The organism is Leisingera sp. ABD4_442, from assembly GCF_056160905.1.
In genome coordinates this window covers 21,896-46,859 of sequence record NZ_JBSWYB010000010.1, presented here as the reverse complement: position 1 = coordinate 46,859, position 24,964 = coordinate 21,896, and the positions used below count along the sequence as shown (strand labels likewise).

Genomic DNA, 24,964 nt, shown 5'->3' with positions numbered 1-24,964 from the left:
AAGTCCATTATGTTTGCTGTTTTCAAACGCGCCCGCAAGGCGGCATTGGCAGCCGCCGCGGCAGTTTCCGCAATTGCTTTGACTGCCTGTGACCCGGTGGCCATCGGCACCGGCCCGACGATCAACACTTCGAAGCCGGTACCGGTGGCGCTGCTGGTGCCGCGTGGCTCTGCCCAGCAGGGCGACAGCGTGCTGGCGCAAAGCCTGGAAAATGCAGCGCGGATGGCGATTGCCGATCTGGAGGGGGTGCAGATCGACCTCAGGGTCTATGACACAGCAGGCAGCCCCGAAATCGCCTCTGGTGCGGCCCAGCAGGCGCTCAAGGATGGCGCGCGTGTCATTTTGGGCCCGGTCTATGCCGAAGCCGCCAATGCGGCTGGCATCGCAGCCCGCCAGCGCGGCGTGAACGTTCTGGCGTTTTCGAACAACCCGGCGATTGCCGGCGGCAACGTCTTCATTCTGGGACCGACCTTTGACAACACCGCACGCCGGCTGTCGCGCTTTGCCGCGCGCAACGGCAAGAGCAACATCCTGGTTGTCAGCGGCAATGATGCCGCCGGGGTCGCCGGGCGCTCCGCCATCCAGCGCGCAGCGGGCCAGTCCGGTGCCAATATCGCAGGCAGCGTCGGGTATGAGCTGTCGCAGCAGGGCGTGATCAATGCCATTCCGACCATCCGCAACGAATCCCGTAAGGCCGATGCGGTCTTTCTGACCTCCACCACTGCAGGCGCGCTGCCGCTGCTGGCGCAGCTTTTGCCCGAAGCAGGCGTGGACCCGGCAGAGAAGCAGTACATCGGTCTGACCCGCTGGGATATTCCGGCGCAGACTCTGGCCCTGCCCGGGGTGCAAGGCGGCTGGTTTGCGATGCCTGACCAAGGCAAGGTTCAGCAGTTCAGCGCCCGCTACCAGGCCAGCTATGGCGCGTCACCGCACACGATCGGCAGTCTGGCCTATGACGGGATTGCCGCGATCGGCGCCCTTGTTGCAGCCGGGAAATCCGATGCGCTGACTGCGGGCGCCCTGACCCAGGGTGCCGGTTTCCAGGGCGCTGGCGGCATTTTCCGCCTGCTGCCCGACGGCACCAACGAACGCGGGCTGGCGGTTGCCACCATCCAGGAACAGAAAGTCGTGATCATTGACCCAGCCCCAAGCAGCTTCTCCGGCGCCGGCTTCTGAACCTGCCGCCGGGCAGCAGCCTGCGGCAAATGGCTTTCCCGCACCGCTGGGGCCGCTGATCTGCGCCCCTGCGGACATCTTTGATGCCGCTGCAGTCCGCGACCAGATCACAGCATTGTCGCTGGACGCTGCCCCTGGCGCCCTGCGCGGGGAGGCGGTCAGGATTCTAAAGGCTGCGAACAAGGCAGGGCGGGCGGCAATTGCTCAGGCCTTCAAGGACAAGCCTTTTGCAGCGCGGGACCTGACCCGGTCCTATACTTTTTTAACCGACGGGCTGGTCACGACTGCGCTCTATGTAGCGGGCAGCCTGCTGCACCCGCTGGCAACCCCCACCCGGGGCGAGCGGATCGCAGTGATTGCCGTCGGCGGTTATGGCCGCGGGGAAATGGCGCCGGCTTCGGATGTCGATCTGCTGTTTCTAACCCCCTACAAAATCACCGCCTGGGCGGAGAGCGTGATTGAATCCATGCTCTACATTCTGTGGGACTTGCGCCTGAAAGTCGGCCACGCCAGCCGGACGATCAAGGATTGCATCAGGCTGGGCAGCGAGGATTTCACCATCCGCACCGCGATGCTAGAGCACCGGGTTCTGGCAGGGCATGGGCCGCTGGCGGAGGAACTGGACAAACGGCTGAAGGCGGAGTTATTCAGCAAAGACGCCGAAGTGTTCGTCGAGGCCAAGCTGGCAGAGCGGGATGCGCGCCACGAAAAGCAGGGCCAGCGCTACATGGTTGAGCCAAACGTCAAAGAGGGCAAGGGAGGCCTGCGCGACCTGCAGTCGCTGTTCTGGATCGCCAAATACCTCTACCAGGTAAAAGACGCCGGCGAACTGGTGCCGCTGGGCCTATTCCGGCCCGAGGAAATGGAACGGTTCACCAATGCGGCCAATTTCCTGTGGGCGGTGCGCTCTCATTTGCATCTGGCCACCGGACGCGCCACTGAACAGCTGACATTCGACCTGCAGGTCGAAGTGGCCAGCCGCATGGGCTATGAGGACAAGGCCGGGCGGCGCGGGGTGGAAGTCTTTATGCAGGACTATTTCCGCCATGCCACGCGTGTCGGTGACCTGACCCGGATCTTTTTGACCAAGCTGGAGGCAAGCCAGCAGAAAGGGGCACCGCTGCTGCAGCGGATCTTCCGCCGCGGCCCGCGGATCAAACCCGGCTACCGGGTGGTGCATAACCGGCTGGATGTGGTCGATCCCAAAGCATTTTTACAGGACAAGCTTAACCTGCTGCGGCTGTTCGAGGAAGCGCTGCGCACCGGCATGCTGATCCATCCGGACGCAATGCGGCTGGTAACAGCCAACCTGCATCTTATCGACGAGGAGATGCGCAACGACAAGGAAGCGCGGAAGCTCTTTCTGGACCTGCTGCTGAAGCATGGCAACTCTGAACGCGCCTTGCGCCGGATGAACGAATTGGGGGTGCTTTCCGCTTTCCTGCCGGAGTTCGAGCCCATCGTGGCGATGATGCAGTTCAACATGTACCACTCCTACACGGTGGACGAGCATACCATTCAGGTGATCTCCAATTTTGCCGCCATTGAACGCGGCGAGCTGGAGGATGAACTGCCGCTCTCCTCCGAAATCCTGCGCAAGGGGCTGAACCGCAAAGTTCTGATGGTGGCGATGCTGTTGCATGACATCGGCAAGGGCCGCGAGCAGGACCATTCGATCCTGGGTGCCCAGATCGCCCGCAAGGTGGCGCCGCGGCTAGGGCTGAAACCTTCGGAATGCGAAACCGTGGAATGGCTGGTCCGCTATCATCTTTTGATGTCCGACATGGCGCAGAAACGCGATATTGCCGACCCGCGCACGGTGCGCGATTTTGCCAAGGCCGTGCAGACCGTGAAACGGCTCGACCTGCTTCTTTTGCTGACCGTCTGCGACATCCGCGGTGTTGGCCCGAACACCTGGAACAACTGGAAGGCGGCTCTGTTGCGGGCGCTTTACGGCCAGACCCGCGCCGCGCTGGAAGGCGGCATGGAAGCGCTAAACCGTGAACACCGCGGTGCCTCTGCCAAGAAAGCCCTGCGCGAAGCACTGCCGGACTGGACCAAGGCAGCGCTCAAGACCGAAACGGCCCGCCACTACCCGCCCTACTGGCATGGGCTGCATGTGACCGCGCATGTGGATTTTGCCGAGATGCTGCGCGACTTCACCGCCAAGGGCGACCCTGGTGAAGTGATGATCCGCCTCTATCCGGATGTGGACCGGGATGCGACCCGCGCCTGTTTCGTGATGGAAGATCACCCCGGGATATTTGCCCGCATCGTGGGCGCACTGGCGCTGGTCGGCGCCAATGTGGTGGATGCGCGTTCTTACACCACCAAGGACGGCTATGTGACCGATGCCTTCTGGATTCAGGACAGTGAGGGGCATCCTTTCGACCCGATCCGCCTGCACCGGCTGAAGCAAATGATCGAAAAGACCCTGAAGGGCGAGGTTATCACCCGCGACGCGCTGAAATCCCGCGACAAGATCAAGAAGCGCGAGAAGGCGTTCAAGGTGCCGACCCATATCACTTTTGATAACGAGGGCTCGGAGATCTACACTATTATTGAAGTCGACACCCGCGACCGCCCTGGACTGCTTTATGATCTGGCACGCACCCTGGCTGCGGCAAATGTCTATATTGCCAATGCCGTGATCGCGACCTACGGCGAACAGGTGGTCGATGCCTTTTATGTTAAGGACATGTTCGGCTTGAAATACTACGCGGAGTCCAAGCAGCGGACGCTGGAGAAGAAGCTGCGCGAGGCGATCTCCGAAGGTGCAAAACGGGCGGATACATGAAACCGATCAAATTGCTGTCGGGCTTCCTGACCGTCGGCTTCTGGACGCTGGCAAGCCGCGTTCTGGGGTTCGCCCGCGAGATCCTGATTGCAGCCTTCATCGGCCCGGGGCCGGTGCTGGATGCCTTTATCGTGGCCTTCCGCCTGCCCAATTTGTTCCGCCGCTTCTTTGCTGAAGGCGCCTTTAACGCGGCCTTTGTGCCGGCTTTTGCCAAACGCTATGAAGCGGGCGAGGATGCCCGGACCTATGCCCAGCAAGCCTTCAACCTGCTGGCAGCCGCGGTGCTGGCACTGGTTGGCCTGGGAATGGTGTTCATGCCGGGACTTGTCTGGCTGACTGCTGGCGGCTTCGTTGGCGACGCGCGTTTCGACCTGGCAGTGGGATATGGCTACATCGTCTTTCCTTACATCCTGTTCATGTCGCTGGCGGCGCTGTTTTCCGGCGTGCTGAATGCTACCGGTCGGTTTGCAGCCGCCGCCGCCGCGCCGGTCTTGCTCAACATTTTTGCCTGCGCGGCGATGACAGCAGGGGCTGTCCTGGGCGGTGATATTGTCGTCTGGCTGGTCTGGACCATTCCGGTTGCCGGTGTGGCCCAGCTGTCGCTGGTCTGGGCGGCAGCCGAAAGAGCAGGTATTTCATTGCGCCCTGGCCTGCCGCGCTGGAACCCTGAGATGCGTGACCTGATGCGGGTTGCGATTCCAGCCGCACTGGCCATGGGGGTCACCCAGATCAACCTGGTGGTGGGCCAATATGTGGCTTCGGACATCGAAAAGGCCGCCAGCTGGCTGTTCATCGCGGACCGGCTGTACCAGCTGCCGTTGGGTGTTGTGGGCATCGCTGTAGGTATCGTTCTCCTGCCAGCCCTTTCGCGCCGCTTGCGGGCTGGCGACCAGGAAGGGTCCCAGGATGCCTTGTCGCGTGCTGGTGAGTTTTCGCTGCTTCTGGCGGTCCCATCCGCCGTGGCCTTCTTGACCGTGCCGGGGCCGCTGGTCTCGGTCCTTTACGAACGCGGCGCCACCGGCCAGGAAGACGTCGCCGCCATCGCCGTTGCCGTCGCCATCTATGGCGCGGGCCTGCCGGCCTTCATGCTGCAAAAAGTGCTGCAGCCGCTTTATTTCGCGCGCGAAGACACCAAGACGCCGTTCCGCTACGCGCTGGTCGCCATGGTGGTGAACGCAGGCCTGGCCTTTGGTTTGAAACCCGTGCTGGGCTGGATTGCACCCGCCATCGCCGCCTCTGCCGCTGGCTGGGCGATGGTGGCTCTGCTGGCCCTCGGCGCCCGCAGCATGGGCGAGGAGGCGCGGTTCGACGACCGCTTCCGCCGCCGCGCCTGGCGCATCCTCGCGGCTTCGGCGGTCATGGGCGCAGTGCTCTATTCCGTGGCCGCATCTGCAGGGTGGTTGTTTACGCTGGACTACTGGCGCTATCTGTCGCTGCTGGGCCTAGTGGTTTTGGGCGGCGTGGTCTACTTCGTCTCAGGGCAGGTTTTTGGGGCTTTCCGCCTGTCGGAGTTCCGCAGCGCCCTCAGCCGCCGGAAGCAGGCATGAGCCGCCTGTCCTGCCCCGCAGGCACCGTGCTGTTCCGGCCCGGACAGGAATGCCCCGGCTTTGTCCGGCTCTTCTCGGGCACCATCAAGGTCACGCTAACGGCGGCGAACGGCCGCGAGGTTGTGCTCTACCGTGTCGGCCCAGGCGATATTTGCCTGCAGACCTTTGCCTGCCTGACGGAGGACCGCAGCTATTCCGCCGAAGGCACCGCCGAAACCGCCCTTGAAGGCGAGTTCCTCCCGCACGCGGACTTCCAGAAAGCGATGTCAGAGAATGAAGCGTTCCGGGCAGACGTCATGGCCGCCGTCGCCCGCCGCTTTGCCGATTATGAGCAGCTGGTGGAAGATATTGCCCTTACCGGCTTTGACGCACGCCTTGCCCGCGTGCTGCTGCGGCTGGGGCAATCCGGCAACCCCATCCGCACGACCCACGACGCCCTTGCCGCCGAAACCGCCTCAGGCCGCGCGTTTGTGACCCGCCGCCTGCGGGAGTTCTCCCGCCTTGGCCTGGTGGAAACACAGCGCGGGCACCTTCGCATCCTTGACCGTGACGGGCTAGACAATATCGCGCAGGATGAAGCTTGAGCTTTGGTGACACTGTCACCGACTTTGCGGAAACGGCTGCCTAAAACGGACTCGCAATTTCGCAAGTAAGTTCGAAAGGACAGATCCATGCCCCGCAACGAAGGCACCCTCGACCGCGCCCTGCGCATCATTTTCGGCCTTGTCCTGCTGTCGCTGGTCTTCATTGGCCCGCAGACCCCATGGGGCCTCATTGGCCTGGTGCCGCTGCTGACCGGCCTGATGGGCTACTGCCCGCTCTATCAGATCGTCGGTTTCAGCACCTGCCCTTTGAAGAAACAGGGTTGATCCTGCTATCAAATTGCACGGCGAGGGTGGCAAAGCTGCCGCGCGTCAGCCGGCCCGGCCCAACGGATGGCGATGCCCCCGCAAGGGGCTTCACCAGCGGGCGGGAGCATCCCGGTTTCAATCGTGGCGGATACGGTTGCGGATGCTGGCCCAGCCGCCCGGCGCCAGGAAAAACGACAGGCCAAAGCCGGTGGCAAATCCTGACAGGTCCGCCACCCAGTCCTTTTGGCCGCCAAACAGCAACCCGAAAAGCAGTTGTGCCCCCATCAGGAAAGCAATCAGTGAAAACGCTCGGCTCTGCTGTGCGCCGACCGAGGCCAATGAGCGCCACAACAAAAAGGTGAAGGCACCGATCAGCCCATAGACCGCTGGGAAGCCGCCGATCAAAGGCTGGCCACCACTGATCAGAAGAGCATAGCCCAGCGCGCCGCCGGCGCCCGACAGCAGGAAGATAATGACCATCGCCAGGTCACCCATCACCTCGCCCACCATCTTTCCCATCGCCAGCACAAACACACAAACAAACAGCGCATGGGTAAAGGCGCCATGCACGAAGACGTAAGAGACAAAGCGCTTAAGATGCTCCGGCAGCCAGCGGCCGCTTTCCTGCATCCACCAGAAAATCTCGCTGGAAAAGGCGTAGGACTGGATCGCCTCCAGCCGCCAGCCGATCGCCTCCGGCCCGCCAACAATACCGCGCGCGCCAAGCGATAACACCGCCTCTACCCCCATGATGATCAGAACCAGCGCCACCACGGCGGCGGGCAGCGGGTTCACTGGGGCCTGGTTCACTGGGGCGCTATGGGGCTCACTGCTCATTCGGACTCCTTGCGGCACGGAATCCCCCGCGCCTGTTGACCTATCCTGGCCCCATGGGTAAGCCACCGGGGTTGCTATTTCCAGACGGGAGTTCCGCCCAAATGAGCGAATCCGCCTTCACCCCGCGTGTGTTCTCGGGCATCCAGCCCACGGGCAACCTGCACCTCGGCAATTACCTCGGCGCGATGAAGCGCTTTGTCGATATGCAGGGCCAGGATTTCGAGACCATCTACTGCATGGTCGACCTGCACGCCGTCACCGTCTGGCAGGACCCCAAGGACCTGATGAAATCGACCCGCGAGCTGTGCGCGGGCTTCATCGCCGCCGGCATCGACCCGGAACAGTCAATCCTGATCAACCAGTCGCAAGTCCCCGAGCACGCGCAGCTGGCCTGGATCTTCAACTGCGTCGCCCGCATGGGCTGGATGCAGCGGATGACCCAGTGGAAGGACAAGGCAGGCAAGAACCAGCAGAATGCCTCGCTGGGCCTGTTTGCCTATCCGGCGCTGATGGCCGCGGACATTCTGGTCTACCACGCCACCCATGTGCCGGTCGGCGAGGACCAGAAACAGCACCTGGAACTGACCCGCGACATCGCTATCAAGTTCAACCACGACTATGGCGTCAACTTCTTCCCGGAAACCGAGCCGGTCATCGAAGGCGCCGCCACCCGGGTGATGAGTCTGCGCGACGGGTCTAAGAAAATGTCGAAATCGGACGTTTCCGACGCCTCCCGCATCAACCTGACCGACGACGCCGACGCCATCGCCAAGAAGATCCGCAAGGCCAAGACCGACCCGGAGGCGCTGCCCTCGGAAGTGAAAGGCCTGGAAGAGCGCCCCGAGGCGCGTAACCTGGTGAACATCTACGCCGCCCTGAACGAACAGACTGTTGATCAGGTGTTGGCGGATGTGGGTGGTAAGCAGTTCTCGGAGTTCAAGCCGATGCTGGCCGATCTGGCTGTCTCGAAACTAGCGCCGATTTCCACCGAGATGGCCCGCCTGATGAACAACCAGGATGAAATCGACCGCATCCTGGCCCGCGGGTCGCAGCGCGCGCGCGAAATTACCGCGCCGATCTTGCGCAAGACCTATGACATCGTCGGTATGGTGCCGCCGGCCGCACTGTAAGGCAAGAAGACAGGCGCCAGCGGCCCACCTCGAACCCGCTGGCGCAAATGGGCTTTACCAGCTCCGGCTCAACTGACGTCAGACGAAAACTTGTAGCGCGACACCAGCCCGTATTTCAGCGCAAATCCCTTCCAGGAAAACCGGCGCTTGCCTGATGCCACGCTAGGCTTTCCGGCCTGCCGGTCGAATTCATACATGTCGATTGCCCGCTCGGCGCAACCGCAGGCCTCGCCCAGGCCAACCTTATTGAAGTAGAACTTTGAGAAACTTTCAGGTTTTGCCATCTCACCCTCCTATGGGGAAAGCAGGCTAGCGTGCACCGCCGCAAACGCAAAACAAACTGTGCTGCGTATTCGCTTCAAGTTTTCGTGCAAGGCGTCGAAAGCCGTTAAAGCCCTTTGGCACCTTTCAAAATCAGCTCGGCGGCGAGCCGCGCATAGTCTTCCCGTGCCTGTGATCCGGCGCCGGAGTTCCACATGTAGTACCAGTTCAGCATGCCGAAAACAGACATTGTGACACCGCGCAACTTAGCAGAATCGCCTTCAAACACCTCCGGCGCAACCGCCGCCAGCGCATCACTCATGAACTGCACCATCTCGCGCTGGTAACCGCGCAGATGCCTCTGCTGCGCCTCGGGCAGCGCCCCCATAGCGCCCAGCTGCACTTGGTGCTCATGATCCGCACCCTGGTAGGCTAGCATGATCTCCGACACGATGCGGCGCAGCCGGTCCTCAGCGCTAAGACCTTCCAGGTCCACCCCGCAGACCCGGTCGCGCAGCTCGCAAAGGTAAGTATCAAGGAGGCCGTAGAGCACGGCATCCTTGCTGTCGTAATAGTGGTAGATGTTCGCCTTGGAGATCCCGCATTCGCGCGCCAGCTGGGTCATCGACGCACGGTCGTAGCCGGACTCGGCAAACACCTTGGCTGCCGACTTCAGGATCTGCGCGCGTTTCTCATCGTGGTCTTTTGCGATCGTGCGGGCCAAGGCTTACTCTCCCGGGTCAGGACTGGCTGCGGTTGTCGACGACGCGCTTGGCCTTGCCCTGGCTGCGCTCGACGGACCCCGGGTCGCCTACAATGATCTCGGTCGAAACGCCAACCATATCCTTGATCCGCTTGGTCAGCATCCGCGCTGCCGCGGTCTTGCTGAGCTCATCGGTGGCATCCGGATTCGCCTCAACAAACACCCGCATCGCGTCCATGCGGCCGGATTTGTAGAGCTCGATCTGATAGTAGGGCGCAAGGCCGCCGGTCGCCAGCAACTGTTCCTCTACCTGGCTGGGAAAGACGTTGACGCCGCGCAGGATGATCATGTCGTCGCTGCGCCCGGTGATCTTCTCCATCCGCCGCATCGAGCGTGCGGTGCCCGGCAGCAGGCGCGTCAGATCGCGGGTGCGGTAGCGGACCATCGGCAGGCCTTCCTTGGTCAGCGTGGTGAACACCAGCTCGCCCAGCTCGCCATCCGGCAGCACCTCGCCGGTCTGCGGGTCAATGATTTCCGGCAGGAAGTGGTCCTCCCAGATCACCGGGCCGTCCTTGGTCTCGACGCATTCATTGGCAACACCCGGCCCCATGATCTCAGACAGGCCGTAGATATCAACCGCATGCATGTCAAAGGCTTCTTCGACCTCCTTGCGCATCGCGTCGGTCCAGGGTTCGGCACCGAACACGCCGACCTTCAGCGAGCAATCCCGAGGGTCCATACCGACCTTATGGTATTGCTCCAGGATGTTGAGCATGTAGGACGGCGTCACCATGATGCCGTCAGGTTTGAAGTCGGTGATCAGGCCAACCTGCTTTTCGGTCTGGCCGCCCGACATCGGCACCACGGTCGCGCCCAGGCGCTCAATCCCGTAGTGCGCACCCAGGCCGCCGGTGAACAGACCATAGCCATAGGCGTTGTGCACCATGTCGCCCTTGCGCAGGCCCGAGGCACGCAAACTGCGTGCCACCAGATCCGCCCAGTTGCTGATGTCATTGGCAGTGTAGCCCACCACCGTCGGCTTGCCGGTGGTGCCGGAGGACGCGTGCAGGCGGATGATTTCACTGCGCGGCACCGCAAACAGGCCGAAGGGGTAATTGTCCCGCAGGTCGTTCTTGTAAGTGAAGGGGAACTTTGCCAGGTCCTTCAGCTCCTGCAGGTGGTCCGGATGCACCCCCGCCTCGTCGAACCGCTGCTTGTACATCGGCACGTTGTCATAGGCGTGGCGCAGCGACCACTTCAGCCGCTCTAGCTGAAGTGCGCGGATTTCGTCGATCGAGGCGATCTCGATCGGGTCCAGTTCACCCGTCTTGGGGCTCAGGTCTTCCATGGCGTCCTCCACACCTTATTCGTCAAACAACTGGCCTTTGACCGCTCGGGAAAAACCCCGGAACTCGGCGATCTGCTGGCCGTCCTGATTGGTCACTGTCACGTCATAAATGCCGCTGCGCCCGGTCAGGGAAATCTCGCGGGCCGTGGCAATCAGCTTGTCGCCCAGCCGTCCCGGCGCGGTGAAGCTGATCACGTTGTGCTGCGCCACCGTCGACTGGTTGCGGCTGTTGCAGGCAAAGGCAAAGGCGCTGTCAGCCAGCATGAAGGTCACACCGCCGTGGCAAATACCGTGTCCGTTGCAATGGTGCTGGGCAATGGTCAGCTCCAGCGTGGCCTCCCCCTCAGCCACATGGGTGATCTCCATCCCCGCCCATTTGGACGCATGATCTTCGGCCCACATGGCGGCGGCGGATTTTTCAGCGCGTTTTTTCGGGGTCATAGTTACTTGCCTTTGAACGCGGGTGCGCGTTTCTCAAGGAAGCTGGCCACGCCCTCAGCGTAATCCGCGCTTTCGCCGCAGGTCTTCATCGCGTCCGCCTCGATCTCCAGCTGATCCGGCAGCGTGTTGACCGCTGCCGCCTGGATGCATTGCTTGGTCAGGCCCAGGCCCAGCGTCGGGCCGTTGGCGAATTTCTCGGCCATGGCGCGGGCCTCTGCCATCAGCGCGTCATCCGGCAGCGCCTTCCAGATCAGGCCCCAGTCCTCGGCCTTCTTCGCCGGCAGCGGCTCAGCGGTCAGCGCCAACCCCTTGGCGCGCGCTTCACCCAGCAGCCGCGGCAAATGCCAGCTGCCGCCGGTATCAGGAATCAGGCCAACCTTGGAGAACGACTGGATGAACTTGGCGCTCTCTGCGGCCAGCACCATGTCGCAGGCCAGCGCCAGGTTGGCGCCCGCCCCGGCGGCCACGCCATTGACGGCGCAGATCACCGGGAAGTTCAATTCACGGATCAGCCGCACCAGCGGCGCATAGAACTTGCGTACCGTCTGGCTCAGGTCCGGCGGCCCGTCCATCTTGCGCGGATCACGGTCGCCCAGGTCCTGCCCGGCGCAGAAACCGCGCCCGGCGCCGGTCAGCAGCACCGCGCGGGCCCCGCCGTCACGCGCGGCCTCCAGCGCGGCGCGCAAGGCGTTGTGCATTTCCTCGTTGAAACTGTTCAGCCGGTCCGGGCGGTTCAGGGTGATCTCCACCCAGGTGCCGTGGTCCTCAACCAGAATCGTATCGCTCATCGCTCCCTCACCCTGTCAGCGGCGCATTTGACAAACTTCTTGCATAAACCGACCGGACGGTCAATATATCTCAGCATCGGATTCCAGCCAGCCGGCCCCGCGCCGGCCTGACGAAAAGGACAGCATCATGAGCCTTCTAGAGATTTCCAGCTTTGCAGCGGGTCAATGGGTCGCACCGGGCGCAGGCGCCCGCAACATCGCCAGCGCCATCACCGGCGAGGTGATTGCGTCAGCGGGCAACGACGCGCTCGACGTGCAGGCGATGCTTGATTACGCTCGCACTGTGGGCGGCGCCAACCTGCGCAAGCTGACCTTCCACGACCGCGCCCGGATGCTCAAGGCGCTGGCGGGCCACCTGAATCAGCACAAGCAGGCGCTTTATGATCTGTCGTTCAACACCGGCGCCACCCAGTCCGACCACATGATCGACATCGATGGCGGCATCGGCACCATGTTTGTCTTCGCCTCCAAAGGCCGCCGCGAAATGCCGGACGGGCATGTCTACCTGGATGGCGATGTGGAGCAGCTCTCCCGTAACGGCACTTTCTTGGGCCAGCACATCTGCACCCCGCTGCGCGGGGTCGCAGTGCACATCAACGCCTTCAACTTCCCGGTTTGGGGCATGCTGGAAAAACTGGCCCCCACCCTGCTGGCGGGCGTTCCCGCCATTGTGAAACCGGCCACTAACAGCTGCTACGTGACCGAGCTGGCGGTGAAACTGATGCTCGACAGCGGCATCCTGCCCGAAGGCGCGCTGCAGCTGGTCTCCGGCGGCCTCGGCGACATGCTCGACCATCTGACCATGCAGGATGTGGTCAGCTTCACCGGGTCCGCAAATACCGCGCTAAAACTGCGCGCCAACCCGGTAATCCTGGAGAACTCGGTCCGTTTCGTCGCCGAACAGGACAGCCTCAACGCCTCGATCCTCGGTCCCGACGCACAGCCCGGCACACCGGAGTTTGATCTCTTCATCAAAGAAGTCAGCCGCGAGATGACCACCAAGGCGGGCCAGAAATGCACCGCCATCCGCCGCATCATTGCGCCGCAGGCACAGGTGGACGCGGTGATCGAGGCACTGTCAGCCCGCCTGGCAAAAATCCAAATCGGCGACCCGCGCCTGGAAACCACCCGCATGGGCGCGCTGGTCTCGGGCAATCAGAAACGCGACGTGCTGGAGAAGGCCGCGATCATCGGTCAGGAGGCGGAGCGCGTCTTTGGCGACCCGGACAGCTTCTCCGTCGATGGCGCCGACGCCGAAAAAGGCGCCTTCGTCCCGCCGATGCTGTTCCACTGCGCCGACCCGGACAACGCTAGCCGCGTGCACGACACAGAGGCCTTCGGCCCCGTCTCCACCATCATGGGTTACCGCGATCTGGACCACGCCATTGATCTGGCCAACCGCGGCCAGGGCTCGCTGGTGGCCTCGGTCATCACCCATGACCCCGCCGTCGCCCGCGAGGTCGCCATCGGCGCCGGCGCCTACCACGGCCGCCTCTACTTCAACAACCGCGACTCGATGAAGGAATCGACCGGCCATGGCTCCCCCCTGCCCCACATGGTGCACGGCGGCCCGGGCCGGGCCGGCGGCGGCGAGGAGATGGGCGGCGTGCGCGGCGTCAAACACTACATGCAGCGCACCGCCATCCAGGGCTCGCCCGACATCCTGTCCGCGATTGGCGAGAAATGGGTTCCCGGCGGCACTGAGGTCAAAGGCCCCGCCCACCCTTTCACCCGCAAGTTCGGCGAGCTTTCCATCGGCGAGACCCTGCACACCGCCCCGCGCACCGTCACGCTGGAGGATATCGAAACCTTCGCCCATTTCACCGGCGACACCTTCTATGCCCACATGGACGACGAAGCCGCCAAGCGGAACCCGTTCTTCCCGGGCCGCGTGGCGCATGGCTACCTGCTCCTGTCCTTTGCCGCGGGCATGTTTGTGCAGCCGGATGAGGGCCCGGTTCTGGCCAACACCGGCCTCGACAACCTGCGCTTCATGAAACCGATTTCAGCAGGCGAAAGCATCAAGGTCCGCCTCACGGTCAAGAAGAAGACCCCCCGCAACGAGGAATACGGCGAGGTGCGCTGGCACGTCACCCTCACCAACCAGGACGGCGAGATCGCGGCAGAGTATGAACTGCTGACCATGAACGCCTTCTGAGCTTGTGCAAAAGTGGTAGGCAGCGGTAACGCTGCCGCACGCCCGGACTGGTCTAACCAGTCCGGGCGAACTATGTTTATCCCTATGAACGAACAGCATAACCCCTGGTTTGACGCCACCGTCCAGCAGCTGAACGACCCGCAGAACCAGCGGGTCTGGTCGGTCATCGTGTCGCTGTTCGGCGATCTGGCCCAGGACAAGGGCGCCCAGATCAGCGGTGGGGCGCTCACCCGCATCATCACCCCGATGGGGATCAAGCCCGAGGCAATCCGGGTGGCGCTGCACCGGCTGCGCAAAGACGGCTGGATCGAAAGCGAGCGCGCAGGCCGCGCCTCGGTGCATTACCTGACGGAATACGGCCGCAACCAATCCGCAGCCGTCACCCCGCGGATTTATGAACGCCGCGCCGCCGCGCCCGGCGACTGGCATCTGCTGATCGCCGAGGATGGCACCGGCCAGGCCACATTAGATGACGTGCTGCTGCTGCCCAATTACGTCGCAGTGAACCGCACTACCGCCTTGGGCCACGGCCCGGTCCCGCGCAGTCTGCACGACTTAATGGCCGCCGAGGTCAGCCACATTGCCGTCCCAGGCTGGCTCAAAACCCGGCTGTTTCCTGAGCCCTTGCGCGATGCCTGCGCTGCACTGCAGCGGGATTTGAGCCGGATCACCCCGCCGCCTTCCGGCCTGACACCTGCGCAGTCTGGCACCCTGCGTACGCTGATCGTGCACCGTTGGCGCCGTGTGGTGCTGCGTCATCCGGATCTGCCCGCCGGATTTCACCCAGAGGACTGGAACGGGGAAACTTGCCGCACCCTAGTGTTTCAACTTCTGGACCAGCTGCCGCTGCCAGCTCCTTCCGCTCTGGATGAACTGCCGGACTAGGCTCCAGTCAAACAGGCTGCTGAATCCCAAGGCCGCCACTCACGCGCCAACGCACCACACCCTACGCAACCTCATGTTTTAAAACAGATAACTTGCAGCGGCGGAAAAAAAACCGAAGAATCCGCATTTCCGCAGTTTTTCCGCTTGACCCAGCCCGCGCCATTCCGTAAATCGCCTCCACACAGCGAGCGGCGGAGTAGCTCAGTTGGTTAGAGCAGCGGAATCATAATCCGCGTGTCGGGGGTTCAAGTCCCTCCTCCGCTACCACCTTTCCTCTTAAAGCGTTTTTTCTGAATCCCTTTTCGGGAAAAGAGGTTGTAATTTCCGAGTGATACGCTTCGCGCATTTCAAACACGACTAAGCACGCAGAATGCCATGCCAAACTCTGCGGCCTCCAATTCCTGGCAGCGGGCGTATTCAAACCGAGCATTCAAATCGCAAATTTTGTGCACAAGTCCGTATCAGCCAGTTGCGGAACCGGGTTGCTGCCGGTGAACCTTCTGCACGATAAGACGTGAGTATATAATAGGCATAGCCAGTTACCCCGCCATATTGACCGGCGCCACCAGCTGTCCGCTGTGCCTTAGCTCCTCGCCGAACGGCCACCAGTCCATTGCCCAGCCAAGACCGCTTGCCACGGCCTGCGGCGCGTTGGAACGCGTTATCCATTTCCGCAACCGGTTTCCAGGACTGATCGCCCAGGCCCGCAGCATTAAACCAGCGCGACCATTCGTTTGCATAATGCTGACTGCGGATCAACGGTTCGGTCACCATGTCCTCGGGCCGCAAAGGCGCAGTGCGGGATTTCAGATAGCCCGGCGAGCTCACCGGCTGGATCACCTCATCAAACAATTTGACACAGCGTATCGCCTGCGGCGACTTGTCAGAGAAGACAATGGTGTGGACCACGTCACTGCCGCTCAGATTAATCTCTTCAGGGACGGTGACGATCCGGATGGCCACCCCAGGCAAAGCTTCGCGCAACTTGGGGATCAGCCGCATGTTGGCCAGCGACTGGAACATATGCACCTAAATCATCTGCTCCAGTGTGTTTCCGGTATAAAGGGCAAAGGCCGAATTCATGGCATCCAGCGCCTGGCCCACCGGCGCCAGCAGCGCCCGGCGCTCCTCCGTCAGCTCTGCTTGCTGGCCGCTGCCGCGCTGGAGCAGCGGAGCGCCACCGAATGGCTCCAAAGCCCGCACCTGATGGCTGATTGCCAAAGCGGTGATATTCAGTTCCTGCGCCGCATCCACATTGCGGCCCAGCCTGGCGACAGCCTCAAAGGCCCGGATGGTGGTAAAAGGCGGGATCTTGCGTGGCATGTCACGAGGTCCGTGAACGGGTAGGTTGGCACAGGAGCCAATTTAGACCGGCTGACAGCACAGATCCAGCAGCTGCCGGAACCGGGGACCGTCCAGGCTATCGAACCGCAAGGCCAGCTCCGTAATCGCCTCAGCCCGGGCCTGACCCAGCACCGGAGCGGCCAGCAAATGGTATTTCTGCAAGATCTCCGCATCGCTAAGCGGCAGATCCGCATCTCCGCGCGGAGTACGCGGGGCGTCTTCGATCCGGCGGCCGTCCTTCAGCACCAGTGTGACCTGCGCCCAACGCTTGTCCGTGCTTATCCGGGTCATCTCTGCATCGTCAATCAAGGTAACTGCGCGGCTGACCCGCAGAATGTCCGGATCGCGCAGCGCCGCGTCGCTCAACTCCTCTGCCCCCACCTGGCCGCGCACGATCATCGCCGCCACCGGGAAGGCGATAGCATAGGCGAACTCATCCTGGTTCCGCGGCTCATGCCCGGCCAGCCGCGTGGCATAATGAAAGGTGCGGATTTCCACGCTTTCCACCTGCTCATGGCTGAGGGCGTGAGCCCGCATCATCTCCTGCACCGCATCCAGCGAGGGATGCGCCCAGCGGCAGCAGGGGTAGGCCTTGTAGTGCGTGTGCTCTGCCAGCCGCCAGCCCAAGCCAAGATCCGCCCAGAATTCCTTACCCTCTTCACCCTCGCAAGTCAGCGCGGGCGCCCCCGTAAAGCCCTCCATCGCCAGATAGGCCGCGGTGACACCAGAGGGCGCGCCCCAGCCGACCCCATCGCGCACCATCGACGGGTGGTCGATGCAGCGCATCATCTGGCTGCGCGGACCGTGGTATTCACCAATACCTGCGGCCTGGCGGATCTGTTCCGCAGTGCCACCCAGAAGCTTGGCGCCCGCGGCGGCAACCCCGACCGCCGTCCAGGCGCCGGAGGTGTGGTAGTCGGCGCAGGTCGCATGCTGCACCAGCCCGGCCCGGTAGGAGATTTCATAGGCCGTGGCCAAAATTTCTGCAAAGCGCTTGCCATCTACTCCCCGGCCTGAAGCCTGTACCATAGCCATCATCGCCGGAAAGATGGCCGAACCGGCATGGCCCTTGCAGGGCGTGGTCCCGTCATGAGCATCAATCGAATCGATGGTAAAGGCCCCCGCCATCGCTGCGCCCGCCGGGCTGACCGCGCGCCCGTCCATCAGCATCCGCGACGTCCCAGCGCCACCTGCGCCGAAGAGCATCGGCGCAACCCGGCGGGCGATGCCCGAGAGGTCGGTCGCCGCACCGGCGGCTGCCACGCCCATAGTGTCCAGAAAGGACCGCCGCAGCGTCCACAGCACCTGATCCGGCAAGCCGTCAAAAGACAGCTGTGCTGCAAACTGGTCGAATTTCAAGGCCATCTGCTCTGCACCTCCTCCGCGCGTTTGCTGGGTCCAAGGCCACGCGGGCAGCAACCGCTGAACCTGCTGCGCATGGCTGCGGCAAGTTCAGCCCTATCCAGAGCCGTGCGTCAATGCTGCAGGATCTAGCTTAAGAAGGTCCGGGTCCGCTCGCTTTGCGGGTTTTCGAAGAACTGCACAGGGTCATTCTCTTCGATGATCTCGCCCGCATCCATAAAGATCACCCGGTCCGCCACCGCCTTGGTAAAACCCATCTCATGGGTCACGCAAACCATCGTCATCCCATCCTGGGCCAGTTCGACCATAGTATTCAGCACCTCGGAAACTATCTCCGGATCTTGCGCCGAGGCGGGCTCGTCGAACAGCATCACATTGGGATTCCCACTGGCCTTTCGGGATCGACTGAATGCCCGCACGGAAAATCTCGGTCATATAGGCGCCATAGCACAGGGTCAGCGCCAGGATACCGGCAGGCACGCTATCAAACACATAGCCCAGCTGGGCAAGTCCAGGTAAACCAGAAATACCTGCATCAGGTTCGATAAGCCGCGGAAAAAGGAGGCGCAGAAGCTGGCGATCGCATAGGCAAATCCAATGGAGGACAGCTTGGCCACCGCGCCGATGATAGCCAGAACCGAGACCAGCGCAATCGAAATGGCGGAGACATAAAGCGTGGTGAACACGCCTTGGCTGACCATGCACCAGGCCTCCTTACGGATAAACTCGAAGTCCAGGTTGACGCGGTAAAAGAAAACAAGGAACAGGCAAAGAAGCTGCAACCAGACAATGACGGCCTGAAGGCGGAACTGCAGAAAGCCGACCACCACCACGCACAGGGTGAAACGCAGCGCCAACACTACGCCGATGGCGAATTAGCCGTAGTACCCGGCCTCAGCCGGCGCGCCGATGACCAGGCGCCTCTGCTCGCCAAACACAGTGCCATTCAGGTTCAGCACGGTGAAAACAGCCGCGGCGGCGAGCATCACGGCAATCACTTTGGGATTGCGGACCAGCGGGCCAGCCGGAATTTCCCTTACTTCGTGTTGGTGTAGTCGACGCCGTACCATTTTTCGCTGAGGCCGCTCAGCGTGCCGTCGGCGCGCATGTCCTCAACGATGCCGGTCAGCTTGGAGTTCGGCTCGGCATCGCCCTTGTCGATTGCAATCGCCAACGGCTCATAGAACACCGGGTCGCTCACGCTCTTAATCGGAAAGTTGTTTTCGATGCCGTTCAGAATCGCAGGCAGCGAGCCAACCATGCCGTCCAGACGGATGCCGTCGTCCAGGCGCAGGCCGTCCATCACTGCGGTCGAATCCTTGTGGGAACGCAGCTTGCCCAGTTCGATCTGGTCTTCGAATGATGGCACACACGCCGCGTCGATAGTCAGATCGTGTTGCAGGTGCAGCTCGAAAACACTGGCGGCGGTCGCGGCCATTTTCTTGCCGCTCAAGTCCCCCAGATTGGCGGCAGGGCTGTCCTTGTGCACCGATTCGGCGGCCGGGGTGTAGTAGTAGACAGTCAGAAAATCCAAGACTTCGATGCCCGCCTTCGCCGGGGTCATCGAGCCCGCGGACACACCCCAGCAGCCGTTCCAGTTGCCTGCGGTGATGATATCGCAGGCCGGGGTCACAAGCTCGACCTTAACGCCCAGGTGCTAGGCCAGCTCGCGGGCCGCATCGACGTTGAAGCCGTCCATTTCGTTGTTGCCGTTCAGAAAGCTTTGCGGCGCCCAGTTAGCATCTGCCGCTACTTTCAGCGTGTTTTCCGGCGTGATCCAATCCAGCGCCTCGTCGGCCGGGCTGGCACCCGCGGTAAAGGCGGCGGCCGTCAGAGCTGCGGCCAGGGTCAATGCGCGTCTCGTGCAAGCCATGTGAAACTCCCATGTTGAATCTCTGCAGGAAACGGGCCGGTTGCCAATGCCGCCGCTCTGTTCTTTTCGTGTCATTTGCATGAGCGGATCCCCTCTTGCCGATTGCACCGGTTCCAGCACCACAAACTGAAGCAGAAAACCCCGAGGGATTCTCCCAGCCTCAGTTTTTCGAAGCACTACACCCGAGAAATCTGGAATAATATCTGAATAGGGGAATGACTTGATGAGATTTCAGCAATAATGAGGCAGAAGCACTGGCTGAAAGGCACGCCCATGCGACGACGCATCCCCTCAATCACTTCTATGCTTTGCTTTGAAGCGGCAGCCAAAACCGAAGGGTTCGCCCGTGCCGCAGAAGAGATGAACGTGACCCAAAGCGCGGTCAGCCGTCAGATCCAGATCCTGGAGGCCTTTGTCGGCCAGTCGCTTTTCACCCGTTCCAAGCAACGGGTCAAGCTGACCGCAGCGGGCCGCAACCTGCTGGCCGAACTGTCGCCGCTCCTGGAGGAGCTGGAGCTGACCATCCTGAAAACCAAATCGCATGACAGCGCCGAAGGCAGCCTGAACATCGGCGTCTATCCCACCTTGGGCAGCCGCTGGCTGATGCCGCTCATCATGGGGCCAAAGGCGGAAAAGATCCGCCATACCCTCAACCTCATCACCTACCTGAAAAACACAGAGATCGACCCTAGCCTGGTCGACCTCGCCTTTGCCCAGGGCGACGCCTCCTGGCCCGGCTACCGTGCCGACCGTCTGATGAGCGACGTCCTGGTCGCCGCCGGAGCACCAGACCAATTCCCCGAGCCGCTAGAGGATCCGGAAGACCTGCTCGGCCACCGGATCCTGCAGCACTCCACCCGGCCGCTGTCCTGGCAGATCTGGTTCAAGCTGCAGGGCAAGAAGCTGCCGCGCAGGATCATCGGCCCGATGTTCAACCAGTTCGAAATGCTGATCGACGCAACCAGAAACGGCCACGGCATTGCCATCATTCCGGAAATCCTGATCCGCAAGGAACTGGAGAACGGCAGCCTGGTGCAGGTGCACCCGTTCAAGGCCTCCGACAGCGCCTATTACCTGCTGACACCCGAAGCTAAGGTCGGGGTAGTCCGGGTGGAACGCATGCGGAGCTGGTTCCTGGAACAGATGCAGACCTCCGGCCAGCCGGGCTGAGCAGCCCAGGAACCCGCTAAAAAACCGCGCCCGAAGCCCCACCAGTGGCCCAGGAAAATTCCTAGGCAATGAAAATTACTCACCGGCGCAGCTGCGCTGCGCTTGCCGGAACTGGACCGTGGTGGCATTTGAAAAAGGTTCATCAATTTCATAAATTAGAGGCTACCCGCCTCAAGCGGACGCACACCACCTGCCCCCAGCCAAACCGGACCGGATACCGGATCTTGCCGCAACTTGATGCGTTTTGGTAATCACCTGATGAAAAAATCCAGCTTTCCAAACCGCAAAATCTGAATATGGCTTAAGGAAACACCGCGCCATTTTGGGAGATGCCGCAATGACCTTCATGCCACAGATCCAGGACCGTGACGTCGAACTGATCCAGAATGCCATGTCTGAAATGCCCGACTACAAATCGGTTGCGGAATTTGTGCCCGGCCCCGGCATCGCCCGGTTGGAGCTGAAATTCGACATCGGGAAACTGCAGGAAGCGCTGGAAGAATGCCTGAAGCGCGAAGCCTTCATGGGCGGGATGCAGGATCAGGGCTTTGCCGCGCTGCCGCTGACCCAGCGCCCGGGCCAGACCGAATGGACCCCCAACGACCTGTCCGGCCGCTACTGGCTGCGCGCCGATGAGCGTTACGTCGAAGAGCCGCGCGAGGAGCTGGTGCCGGAAATCGACTTCTCCGAGTTCAATCCGAAATTCAAAGGAACCTATTTCGAACATGTGCACGAGGAACTGACCAAGCGCTTCCCGATCGGCCGCACCCGGATCCTGTCCAAGGGGCTGTACAACTGCAACTCCTGGCACCGCGACCCGGAACCGCGCCTGCACATCCCGCTGATCTCGAACCCCGGTTCGCTGTTCATCGTGAACCACCACGTGACCCACCTGCCCGCCGACGGTTCGGTCTATTTCACCGACACCCGCGCCTACCACACCGCCCTGAACGGCGGCGAGAAGCAGCGCGTGCACATCGTTGCGGCGCTGGCATACGATCAGGTCACAGAATGAGCGCTTATGGTTATGCCGCCGCAGATGCAGCCACAAACTGCATCTGCGATCTGCGCAGCGACACTCTGACCAAACCCAGCGCCGGAATGCGCGAAGCAATGATGGCCGCGCCGCTGGGTGATGACGTCTATGGCGAGGACCCGACGGTCACCCGCCTGGAACAGGAGCTTGCCGCACGCCTGGGCAAGGACGCCGCGGTGTTCTTCCCAACCGGCACCCAAAGCAACCTGGCCGCCGTCATGGCCCATTGCGGCCGCGGCGACGAGATGATCAGCGGCGACCGCTACCACCTTTACTGCGATGAGGCCGCAGGCGTGTCGGTTCTGGCCGGTGTCTCGATGGTGCCGGTTGCCACCTCTGATGACGGCGGGCTGGATCCCGGCCGCATCGCCGCCGCGATCAAGGTGGACGATCCGCATTACGCCCGCAGCCGTCTGTTGAGCCTGGAAAACAGCGTCGGCGGCCGGGTCGTGCCGCTGGAGCGGATCGAGGCAGGCGTCAAGGTCGCGCGTGAAGCTGGGCTGGCCGTGCATCTGGACGGTGCCCGCCTGTTCAACGCGATCACCGCCCTGGGATGCGGCGCCGCCGCCTTTGCCGCACCGTTCGACACCATCTCCGTCTGCCTCTCTAAGGGGCTGGGCACTCCTGCGGGCTCGGTTCTGGTTGGCCCCGATGCCCTGATGGGCCAGATCCGGCGCAACCGCAAAATCCTTGGTGGCGCGATGCGCCAATCCGGCGTGCTGGCCGCCGCCGGTCTCTATGCGCTGGACCACCACGTAACTGAGCTGGCCAATGATCACACCCGGGCATCCCGCCTGGCCAAAGCGCTGCGCGAAACCGGCATTGGCGAGGTCTCGTCCCAGACCAACATGGTTTTCCTGACACCCGAGGCAGAGGACCACGCCCGCTTGATCAGCCATATGGCTGAGGCTGGCATCAAGATCGGCGGCCAGTCCCCTGCGATCCGGATGGTGTTGCACCGGGATGTGGACGACAGCGCCCTGGATGCCGCCATCGCCGCCTTCCGTACTTTCACCCCTTGCTAACCCGGCCCCGCCTGCGCCCAAGGATATCCGCATGACCGACGCAACCAGCTTCATCCTCAACACCCGCGGCGAGGACTTGCCGCAGGCAGCCGTGCAGGACGCGGTGCGTGCTCTTGCAGACACCCTTGGCGTCGCCATAAGCGCTGTGCAGACGGATATGTCCCGGATCATCGGCACTCATGCGTAAACCATGTTTGGCGGCTAGGCCGCGCAAATCTGGCCGGAAGGAAAAACCTCCAGCGCCGCCGGTGCGGCGCTGGCCAATGCCACCACCATCGACTCGCTGAATGCTCATGACGGGCGCAAGCAGACCAAAGACCATGCCGGCTGCGGCGTTATCCCCGCCACCGTTGCGCTGGCACAGGCCGAAGGCCTGAACGATCCAAAGGAATTTCTGACCCTCGTCACCATCGGTCATAATACCGGCACCCGCGCCGGCATCGCTTTGCATCGCAGCGCATGCGACTACCACACCTCGGGCGCCTGGGTGGCACTGGCGTCCTGGGCCTGGACGCCGCCCGCACCCGCGGGGCGCTGGGGATCGCGGAACACAACGAGCCGCGCAGCCAGATGATCGTTGCATCGACGCGCCGACCATGGTCAGGAGCGGTTCCGGCTGGGGCTCGATGGCCAGCATCTCCGCAGCCTATCTCGCCCGTGAAGGTTGAGTGTCTCATCTGAATTGGCCCACCGTTATGTTTAGGAAACGGAGGACTGAGAATGGTGAACAAGCCTGAGGAAATAGTTCAGAAGCTGCGGCAGGTTGATGTGCTCTTCAACCAGGGGGGGGCAGCGCGTGGATGCGAGCCGCGAAGTGCGCATCACTGAGCAGACTTACTACCGCTGGCGCAAGCAGTTTGGCGGGATGGGAACCGGCCAACTGAAGGAACTCAAACGGCTTCAGAAGGAGAACGAACGGCTGCGGAAAGCCGTCTCGGATCTGACCCTGGACAAGCTCATCCTGACGGAAGCTGAAAAGGGAAGCTTCTGAGCCCTGCCCGCCGCCGGGCTTGCAGCGAGATGATACGCAGCGAGATGAAAGTGTCGGAACACCGGATCTGCCGTTTGCTGGGGCAGCATCGATCAACACACAGGTATCAATCGCAAGGCCGGGAAGAACGAGCCATTGAAGGCGCCATTTGCGACGGCACAAATGCACCTGGCGCACCATTTTTCCGCAGGCGCGCCAGGTAAACACTGCACCGGTGGTTGCAGGTGCAGCGGGAGGAGGCCTATTTCTTGTTGTGGAAGATGTTCTTGTTGTGGAAGATGAAGCCGATGAAGTTCAGCAAAAGCTGCGCCGCCAGGATCTGAGTGCTTTCAGTCGGATCATAGGCCGGGGCCACTTCCACCAGATCGATGCCAACCACATCACCGCGTTTGCTGAGACCCTGCAGGATTTCCAGCACGTCGTAATACTGGAAGCCGCCATGGCTGGGGGTGCCGGTGCCGGGCGCGATCGAGGGGCAGAAGGCATCGATGTCGATGGTCACATAGTAACGTGCGCCTTCGGGGATGCGGTCCAGCACCGCCTCCGTGCCGAGCTTGCGCACCTGGCGCACCGACAGGATGTCGGAGCCGCGCTCGCGGGCGTCGATGTAGCCTTCCTTGGCGGTCGACGACACGTTGCGGATACCCAGCTGGGTCATGCCGGTGACGTAATCCTTTTCAATCGCGCGGCGCATCGGGTTGCCGTGGCCGTCGGTGACGCCCTTGCGCTCATCGACAAAGTCCAGATGCGCGTCGATCTGGATCACATGGATCGGGCCGTTCTTAGCGCAGTCTTCCTTGTAGGCATTGATGCAGGGGATATTGACCGAATGGTCGCCGCCGATGGTCACCGGAATGGCGCCTGCATCCAGGATCTTCTTGACGCCATATTCGATATTGGCGTGGCTTTCCTCAGTCTTGGTGTGGATGATGTCGGCGTCGCCGAGGTCAACAATCCGGACGTCCGCGCCCAGATAGGTGGCGTCGTCCTCGTGATCATAGGCTCCGGCATGGCCGAAGCTGAACAGCGTCGAGGCCTCGCGCACCGCCCGCGGGCCGAACCGCGCGCCGGAGCGGAACTGGCAGCCGAAATCAAACGGCGCGCCCAAGATCGCCACGTCGGCATTGATGTTGTCCCAATCCTCGATATAGGGTTTCTTGCCGAAGGTGGCGATGCCGACAAAGGGCAGGTTCAGGCGGCCGGATTCGTAACCGTGTCCAGACATGTTTCTCTCCAGTTTC

General features: G+C 62.2%; 27 protein-coding genes, 1 tRNA gene and 2 pseudogenes. 16 read left to right on the top strand and 14 right to left on the bottom strand.

The features are described from left to right. Positions 1-9: 9 nt before the first annotated feature. From ACXAHG_RS10245 to ACXAHG_RS10225, 5 genes are all read left to right on the top strand, one after another. The gene (locus tag ACXAHG_RS10245; protein WP_475039567.1) at positions 10-1,176 is read left to right on the top strand and encodes a penicillin-binding protein activator; all 1,167 of its coding nucleotides are present in this window, start codon (positions 10-12) and stop codon (positions 1,174-1,176) included. Beyond that, a complete protein-coding gene (locus ACXAHG_RS10240; protein WP_475039568.1) occupies positions 1,136-3,973 on the top strand; it encodes a [protein-PII] uridylyltransferase in 2,838 nt (945 codons plus the stop codon). The genes ACXAHG_RS10245 and ACXAHG_RS10240 overlap by 41 nt, the downstream gene beginning before the upstream one ends. Then, positions 3,970-5,520 (top strand): murein biosynthesis integral membrane protein MurJ, encoded by a 1,551-nt coding sequence (gene murJ / locus ACXAHG_RS10235; protein WP_475039569.1) that lies wholly within the window; start codon positions 3,970-3,972, stop codon positions 5,518-5,520. Before ACXAHG_RS10240 ends, murJ begins: the two co-directional genes overlap by 4 nt. Next, positions 5,517-6,104 (top strand): Crp/Fnr family transcriptional regulator, encoded by a 588-nt coding sequence (locus ACXAHG_RS10230; RefSeq protein ID WP_475039570.1) that lies wholly within the window; start codon positions 5,517-5,519, stop codon positions 6,102-6,104. Before murJ ends, ACXAHG_RS10230 begins: the two co-directional genes overlap by 4 nt. A gap of 87 nt (positions 6,105-6,191) precedes the next feature. Further along, entirely contained in the window at positions 6,192-6,389 is a 198-nt protein-coding gene (locus ACXAHG_RS10225) for a YgaP family membrane protein (RefSeq protein ID WP_475039572.1), read from the top strand. Between the two features lie 117 nt (positions 6,390-6,506). On the opposite strand, the gene ACXAHG_RS10220 is transcribed toward ACXAHG_RS10225, so the two are convergent. Then, the gene (locus ACXAHG_RS10220; protein ID WP_475039573.1) at positions 6,507-7,208 is read right to left on the bottom strand and encodes a rhomboid family intramembrane serine protease; all 702 of its coding nucleotides are present in this window, start codon (positions 7,206-7,208) and stop codon (positions 6,507-6,509) included. 101 nt (positions 7,209-7,309) lie between these two features. On the opposite strand from ACXAHG_RS10220, the gene trpS reads away from it, so the two are divergent. Next, on the top strand, positions 7,310-8,338 hold the full coding sequence (gene trpS, locus ACXAHG_RS10215; protein WP_475039575.1) for a tryptophan--tRNA ligase: 1,029 nt from the start codon (positions 7,310-7,312) through the stop codon (positions 8,336-8,338). Between the two features lie 68 nt (positions 8,339-8,406). On the opposite strand, the gene ACXAHG_RS10210 is transcribed toward trpS, so the two are convergent. The 5 genes from ACXAHG_RS10210 to paaG form a co-directional block, all read right to left on the bottom strand. Beyond that, a complete protein-coding gene (locus tag ACXAHG_RS10210; RefSeq protein ID WP_475039576.1) occupies positions 8,407-8,622 on the bottom strand; it encodes a hypothetical protein in 216 nt (71 codons plus the stop codon). 104 nt (positions 8,623-8,726) lie between these two features. After that, positions 8,727-9,323 carry a TetR/AcrR family transcriptional regulator gene (locus ACXAHG_RS10205; protein ID WP_475039578.1) on the bottom strand — a complete coding sequence of 199 codons (597 nt, stop codon included), beginning with the start codon at positions 9,321-9,323 and terminating at the stop codon, positions 8,727-8,729. Between the two features lie 16 nt (positions 9,324-9,339). Beyond that, a complete protein-coding gene (paaK, locus tag ACXAHG_RS10200) occupies positions 9,340-10,650 on the bottom strand; it encodes a phenylacetate--CoA ligase PaaK (protein ID WP_475039579.1) in 1,311 nt (436 codons plus the stop codon). Positions 10,651-10,665: 15 nt separating this feature from the next. Then, the gene (gene paaI, locus ACXAHG_RS10195; protein WP_475039580.1) at positions 10,666-11,091 is read right to left on the bottom strand and encodes a hydroxyphenylacetyl-CoA thioesterase PaaI; all 426 of its coding nucleotides are present in this window, start codon (positions 11,089-11,091) and stop codon (positions 10,666-10,668) included. A gap of 2 nt (positions 11,092-11,093) precedes the next feature. Continuing rightward, complete coding sequence (paaG, locus tag ACXAHG_RS10190) at positions 11,094-11,879, bottom strand: 2-(1,2-epoxy-1,2-dihydrophenyl)acetyl-CoA isomerase PaaG (protein ID WP_475039581.1); 786 nt, start codon at positions 11,877-11,879, stop codon at positions 11,094-11,096. Positions 11,880-12,006: 127 nt separating this feature from the next. Here paaG and paaZ point away from each other — a divergent pair, with 127 nt between their 5' ends. The 3 genes from paaZ to ACXAHG_RS10175 all read left to right on the top strand — a co-directional run bounded on the left by paaZ (position 12,007) and on the right by ACXAHG_RS10175 (position 15,189). Beyond that, complete coding sequence (gene paaZ / locus ACXAHG_RS10185) at positions 12,007-14,037, top strand: phenylacetic acid degradation bifunctional protein PaaZ (protein WP_475057081.1); 2,031 nt, start codon at positions 12,007-12,009, stop codon at positions 14,035-14,037. A gap of 84 nt (positions 14,038-14,121) precedes the next feature. Then, the gene (locus ACXAHG_RS10180) at positions 14,122-14,922 is read left to right on the top strand and encodes a PaaX family transcriptional regulator C-terminal domain-containing protein (protein ID WP_475039585.1); all 801 of its coding nucleotides are present in this window, start codon (positions 14,122-14,124) and stop codon (positions 14,920-14,922) included. Positions 14,923-15,112: 190 nt separating this feature from the next. After that, positions 15,113-15,189, top strand: a tRNA-Met gene (locus tag ACXAHG_RS10175). Positions 15,190-15,339: 150 nt separating this feature from the next. On the opposite strand, the gene ACXAHG_RS10170 is transcribed toward ACXAHG_RS10175, so the two are convergent. The 5 genes and pseudogenes from ACXAHG_RS10170 to ACXAHG_RS10150 all read right to left on the bottom strand — a co-directional run bounded on the left by ACXAHG_RS10170 (position 15,340) and on the right by ACXAHG_RS10150 (position 18,329). Then, positions 15,340-15,945, bottom strand: coding sequence for a LysR substrate-binding domain-containing protein (locus ACXAHG_RS10170; protein ID WP_475057080.1), 606 nt, complete (start codon positions 15,943-15,945; stop codon positions 15,340-15,342). A 6-nt stretch (positions 15,946-15,951) separates the two neighbouring features. Continuing rightward, positions 15,952-16,245, bottom strand: a complete 294-nt coding sequence (locus ACXAHG_RS10165; protein ID WP_475039588.1) for a LysR family transcriptional regulator — start codon at positions 16,243-16,245, stop codon at positions 15,952-15,954. 42 nt (positions 16,246-16,287) lie between these two features. Further along, complete coding sequence (locus ACXAHG_RS10160; RefSeq protein WP_475057079.1) at positions 16,288-17,631, bottom strand: MmgE/PrpD family protein; 1,344 nt, start codon at positions 17,629-17,631, stop codon at positions 16,288-16,290. Between the two features lie 125 nt (positions 17,632-17,756). Beyond that, positions 17,757-18,008 (bottom strand): annotated as a pseudogene (locus tag ACXAHG_RS10155) (amino acid ABC transporter ATP-binding protein); the annotation flags it as partial. Between the two features lie 75 nt (positions 18,009-18,083). Beyond that, on the bottom strand, positions 18,084-18,329 hold the full coding sequence (locus tag ACXAHG_RS10150; protein ID WP_475057078.1) for a hypothetical protein: 246 nt from the start codon (positions 18,327-18,329) through the stop codon (positions 18,084-18,086). Between ACXAHG_RS10150 and ACXAHG_RS10145 the strand changes: the two genes are divergently transcribed. Beyond that, entirely contained in the window at positions 18,318-18,683 is a 366-nt protein-coding gene (locus ACXAHG_RS10145; protein ID WP_475057076.1) for a hypothetical protein, read from the top strand. The genes ACXAHG_RS10150 and ACXAHG_RS10145 overlap by 12 nt on opposite strands. Here the strand turns inward: ACXAHG_RS10145 and ACXAHG_RS10140 are convergent. Beyond that, the gene (locus ACXAHG_RS10140; RefSeq protein ID WP_475057174.1) at positions 18,665-19,282 is read right to left on the bottom strand and encodes a transporter substrate-binding domain-containing protein; all 618 of its coding nucleotides are present in this window, start codon (positions 19,280-19,282) and stop codon (positions 18,665-18,667) included. The genes ACXAHG_RS10145 and ACXAHG_RS10140 overlap by 19 nt on opposite strands. Before the next feature lie 3 nt (positions 19,283-19,285). Next, on the bottom strand, positions 19,286-19,501 hold the full coding sequence (locus tag ACXAHG_RS10135; RefSeq protein WP_475057075.1) for a hypothetical protein: 216 nt from the start codon (positions 19,499-19,501) through the stop codon (positions 19,286-19,288). A gap of 273 nt (positions 19,502-19,774) precedes the next feature. On the opposite strand from ACXAHG_RS10135, the gene ACXAHG_RS10130 reads away from it, so the two are divergent. The 6 genes and pseudogenes from ACXAHG_RS10130 to ACXAHG_RS10105 form a co-directional block, all read left to right on the top strand. Continuing rightward, on the top strand, positions 19,775-20,671 hold the full coding sequence (locus ACXAHG_RS10130) for a LysR substrate-binding domain-containing protein (RefSeq protein ID WP_475039597.1): 897 nt from the start codon (positions 19,775-19,777) through the stop codon (positions 20,669-20,671). Positions 20,672-21,008: 337 nt separating this feature from the next. Then, a complete protein-coding gene (locus ACXAHG_RS10125; protein ID WP_475039599.1) occupies positions 21,009-21,686 on the top strand; it encodes a hypothetical protein in 678 nt (225 codons plus the stop codon). Beyond that, positions 21,683-22,732 (top strand): low-specificity L-threonine aldolase, encoded by a 1,050-nt coding sequence (gene ltaE, locus ACXAHG_RS10120; protein ID WP_475039600.1) that lies wholly within the window; start codon positions 21,683-21,685, stop codon positions 22,730-22,732. The genes ACXAHG_RS10125 and ltaE overlap by 4 nt, the downstream gene beginning before the upstream one ends. Positions 22,733-22,763: 31 nt before the next feature. After that, a complete protein-coding gene (locus ACXAHG_RS10115; RefSeq protein WP_475039601.1) occupies positions 22,764-22,919 on the top strand; it encodes a hypothetical protein in 156 nt (51 codons plus the stop codon). A 27-nt stretch (positions 22,920-22,946) separates the two neighbouring features. Beyond that, the gene (locus ACXAHG_RS10110; RefSeq protein WP_475057173.1) at positions 22,947-23,306 is read left to right on the top strand and encodes an MmgE/PrpD family protein; all 360 of its coding nucleotides are present in this window, start codon (positions 22,947-22,949) and stop codon (positions 23,304-23,306) included. Between the two features lie 146 nt (positions 23,307-23,452). Next, a pseudogene (locus tag ACXAHG_RS10105) lies at positions 23,453-23,872 on the top strand (transposase); the annotation flags it as partial. 92 nt (positions 23,873-23,964) lie between these two features. Here the strand turns inward: ACXAHG_RS10105 and speB are convergent. After that, positions 23,965-24,948 (bottom strand): agmatinase, encoded by a 984-nt coding sequence (gene speB / locus ACXAHG_RS10100; RefSeq protein WP_475039602.1) that lies wholly within the window; start codon positions 24,946-24,948, stop codon positions 23,965-23,967. Positions 24,949-24,964: the final 16 nt, after the last annotated feature.

Coding starts and splice junctions, on each gene's coding strand:
- ACXAHG_RS10245 (WP_475039567.1), top strand. CDS start 10: ATGTTTGCTGTTTTCAAACGCGCCCGCAAGGCGGCATTGGCAGCCGCC.
- murJ (WP_475039569.1), top strand. CDS start 3,970: ATGAAACCGATCAAATTGCTGTCGGGCTTCCTGACCGTCGGCTTCTGG.
- ACXAHG_RS10230 (WP_475039570.1), top strand. CDS start 5,517: ATGAGCCGCCTGTCCTGCCCCGCAGGCACCGTGCTGTTCCGGCCCGGA.
- ACXAHG_RS10225 (WP_475039572.1), top strand. CDS start 6,192: ATGCCCCGCAACGAAGGCACCCTCGACCGCGCCCTGCGCATCATTTTC.
- ACXAHG_RS10220 (WP_475039573.1), bottom strand. CDS start 7,208: ATGAGCAGTGAGCCCCATAGCGCCCCAGTGAACCAGGCCCCAGTGAAC.
- trpS (WP_475039575.1), top strand. CDS start 7,310: ATGAGCGAATCCGCCTTCACCCCGCGTGTGTTCTCGGGCATCCAGCCC.
- ACXAHG_RS10210 (WP_475039576.1), bottom strand. CDS start 8,622: ATGGCAAAACCTGAAAGTTTCTCAAAGTTCTACTTCAATAAGGTTGGC.
- paaK (WP_475039579.1), bottom strand. CDS start 10,650: ATGGAAGACCTGAGCCCCAAGACGGGTGAACTGGACCCGATCGAGATC.
- paaI (WP_475039580.1), bottom strand. CDS start 11,091: ATGACCCCGAAAAAACGCGCTGAAAAATCCGCCGCCGCCATGTGGGCC.
- paaG (WP_475039581.1), bottom strand. CDS start 11,879: ATGAGCGATACGATTCTGGTTGAGGACCACGGCACCTGGGTGGAGATC.
- paaZ (WP_475057081.1), top strand. CDS start 12,007: ATGAGCCTTCTAGAGATTTCCAGCTTTGCAGCGGGTCAATGGGTCGCA.
- ACXAHG_RS10180 (WP_475039585.1), top strand. CDS start 14,122: ATGAACGAACAGCATAACCCCTGGTTTGACGCCACCGTCCAGCAGCTG.
- ACXAHG_RS10170 (WP_475057080.1), bottom strand. CDS start 15,945: ATGTTCCAGTCGCTGGCCAACATGCGGCTGATCCCCAAGTTGCGCGAA.
- ACXAHG_RS10165 (WP_475039588.1), bottom strand. CDS start 16,245: ATGCCACGCAAGATCCCGCCTTTTACCACCATCCGGGCCTTTGAGGCT.
- ACXAHG_RS10160 (WP_475057079.1), bottom strand. CDS start 17,631: ATGGCCTTGAAATTCGACCAGTTTGCAGCACAGCTGTCTTTTGACGGC.
- ACXAHG_RS10150 (WP_475057078.1), bottom strand. CDS start 18,329: ATGGTCAGCCAAGGCGTGTTCACCACGCTTTATGTCTCCGCCATTTCG.
- ACXAHG_RS10135 (WP_475057075.1), bottom strand. CDS start 19,501: ATGGCTTGCACGAGACGCGCATTGACCCTGGCCGCAGCTCTGACGGCC.
- ACXAHG_RS10130 (WP_475039597.1), top strand. CDS start 19,775: ATGCGACGACGCATCCCCTCAATCACTTCTATGCTTTGCTTTGAAGCG.
- ACXAHG_RS10125 (WP_475039599.1), top strand. CDS start 21,009: ATGACCTTCATGCCACAGATCCAGGACCGTGACGTCGAACTGATCCAG.
- ltaE (WP_475039600.1), top strand. CDS start 21,683: ATGAGCGCTTATGGTTATGCCGCCGCAGATGCAGCCACAAACTGCATC.
- ACXAHG_RS10115 (WP_475039601.1), top strand. CDS start 22,764: ATGACCGACGCAACCAGCTTCATCCTCAACACCCGCGGCGAGGACTTG.
- speB (WP_475039602.1), bottom strand. CDS start 24,948: ATGTCTGGACACGGTTACGAATCCGGCCGCCTGAACCTGCCCTTTGTC.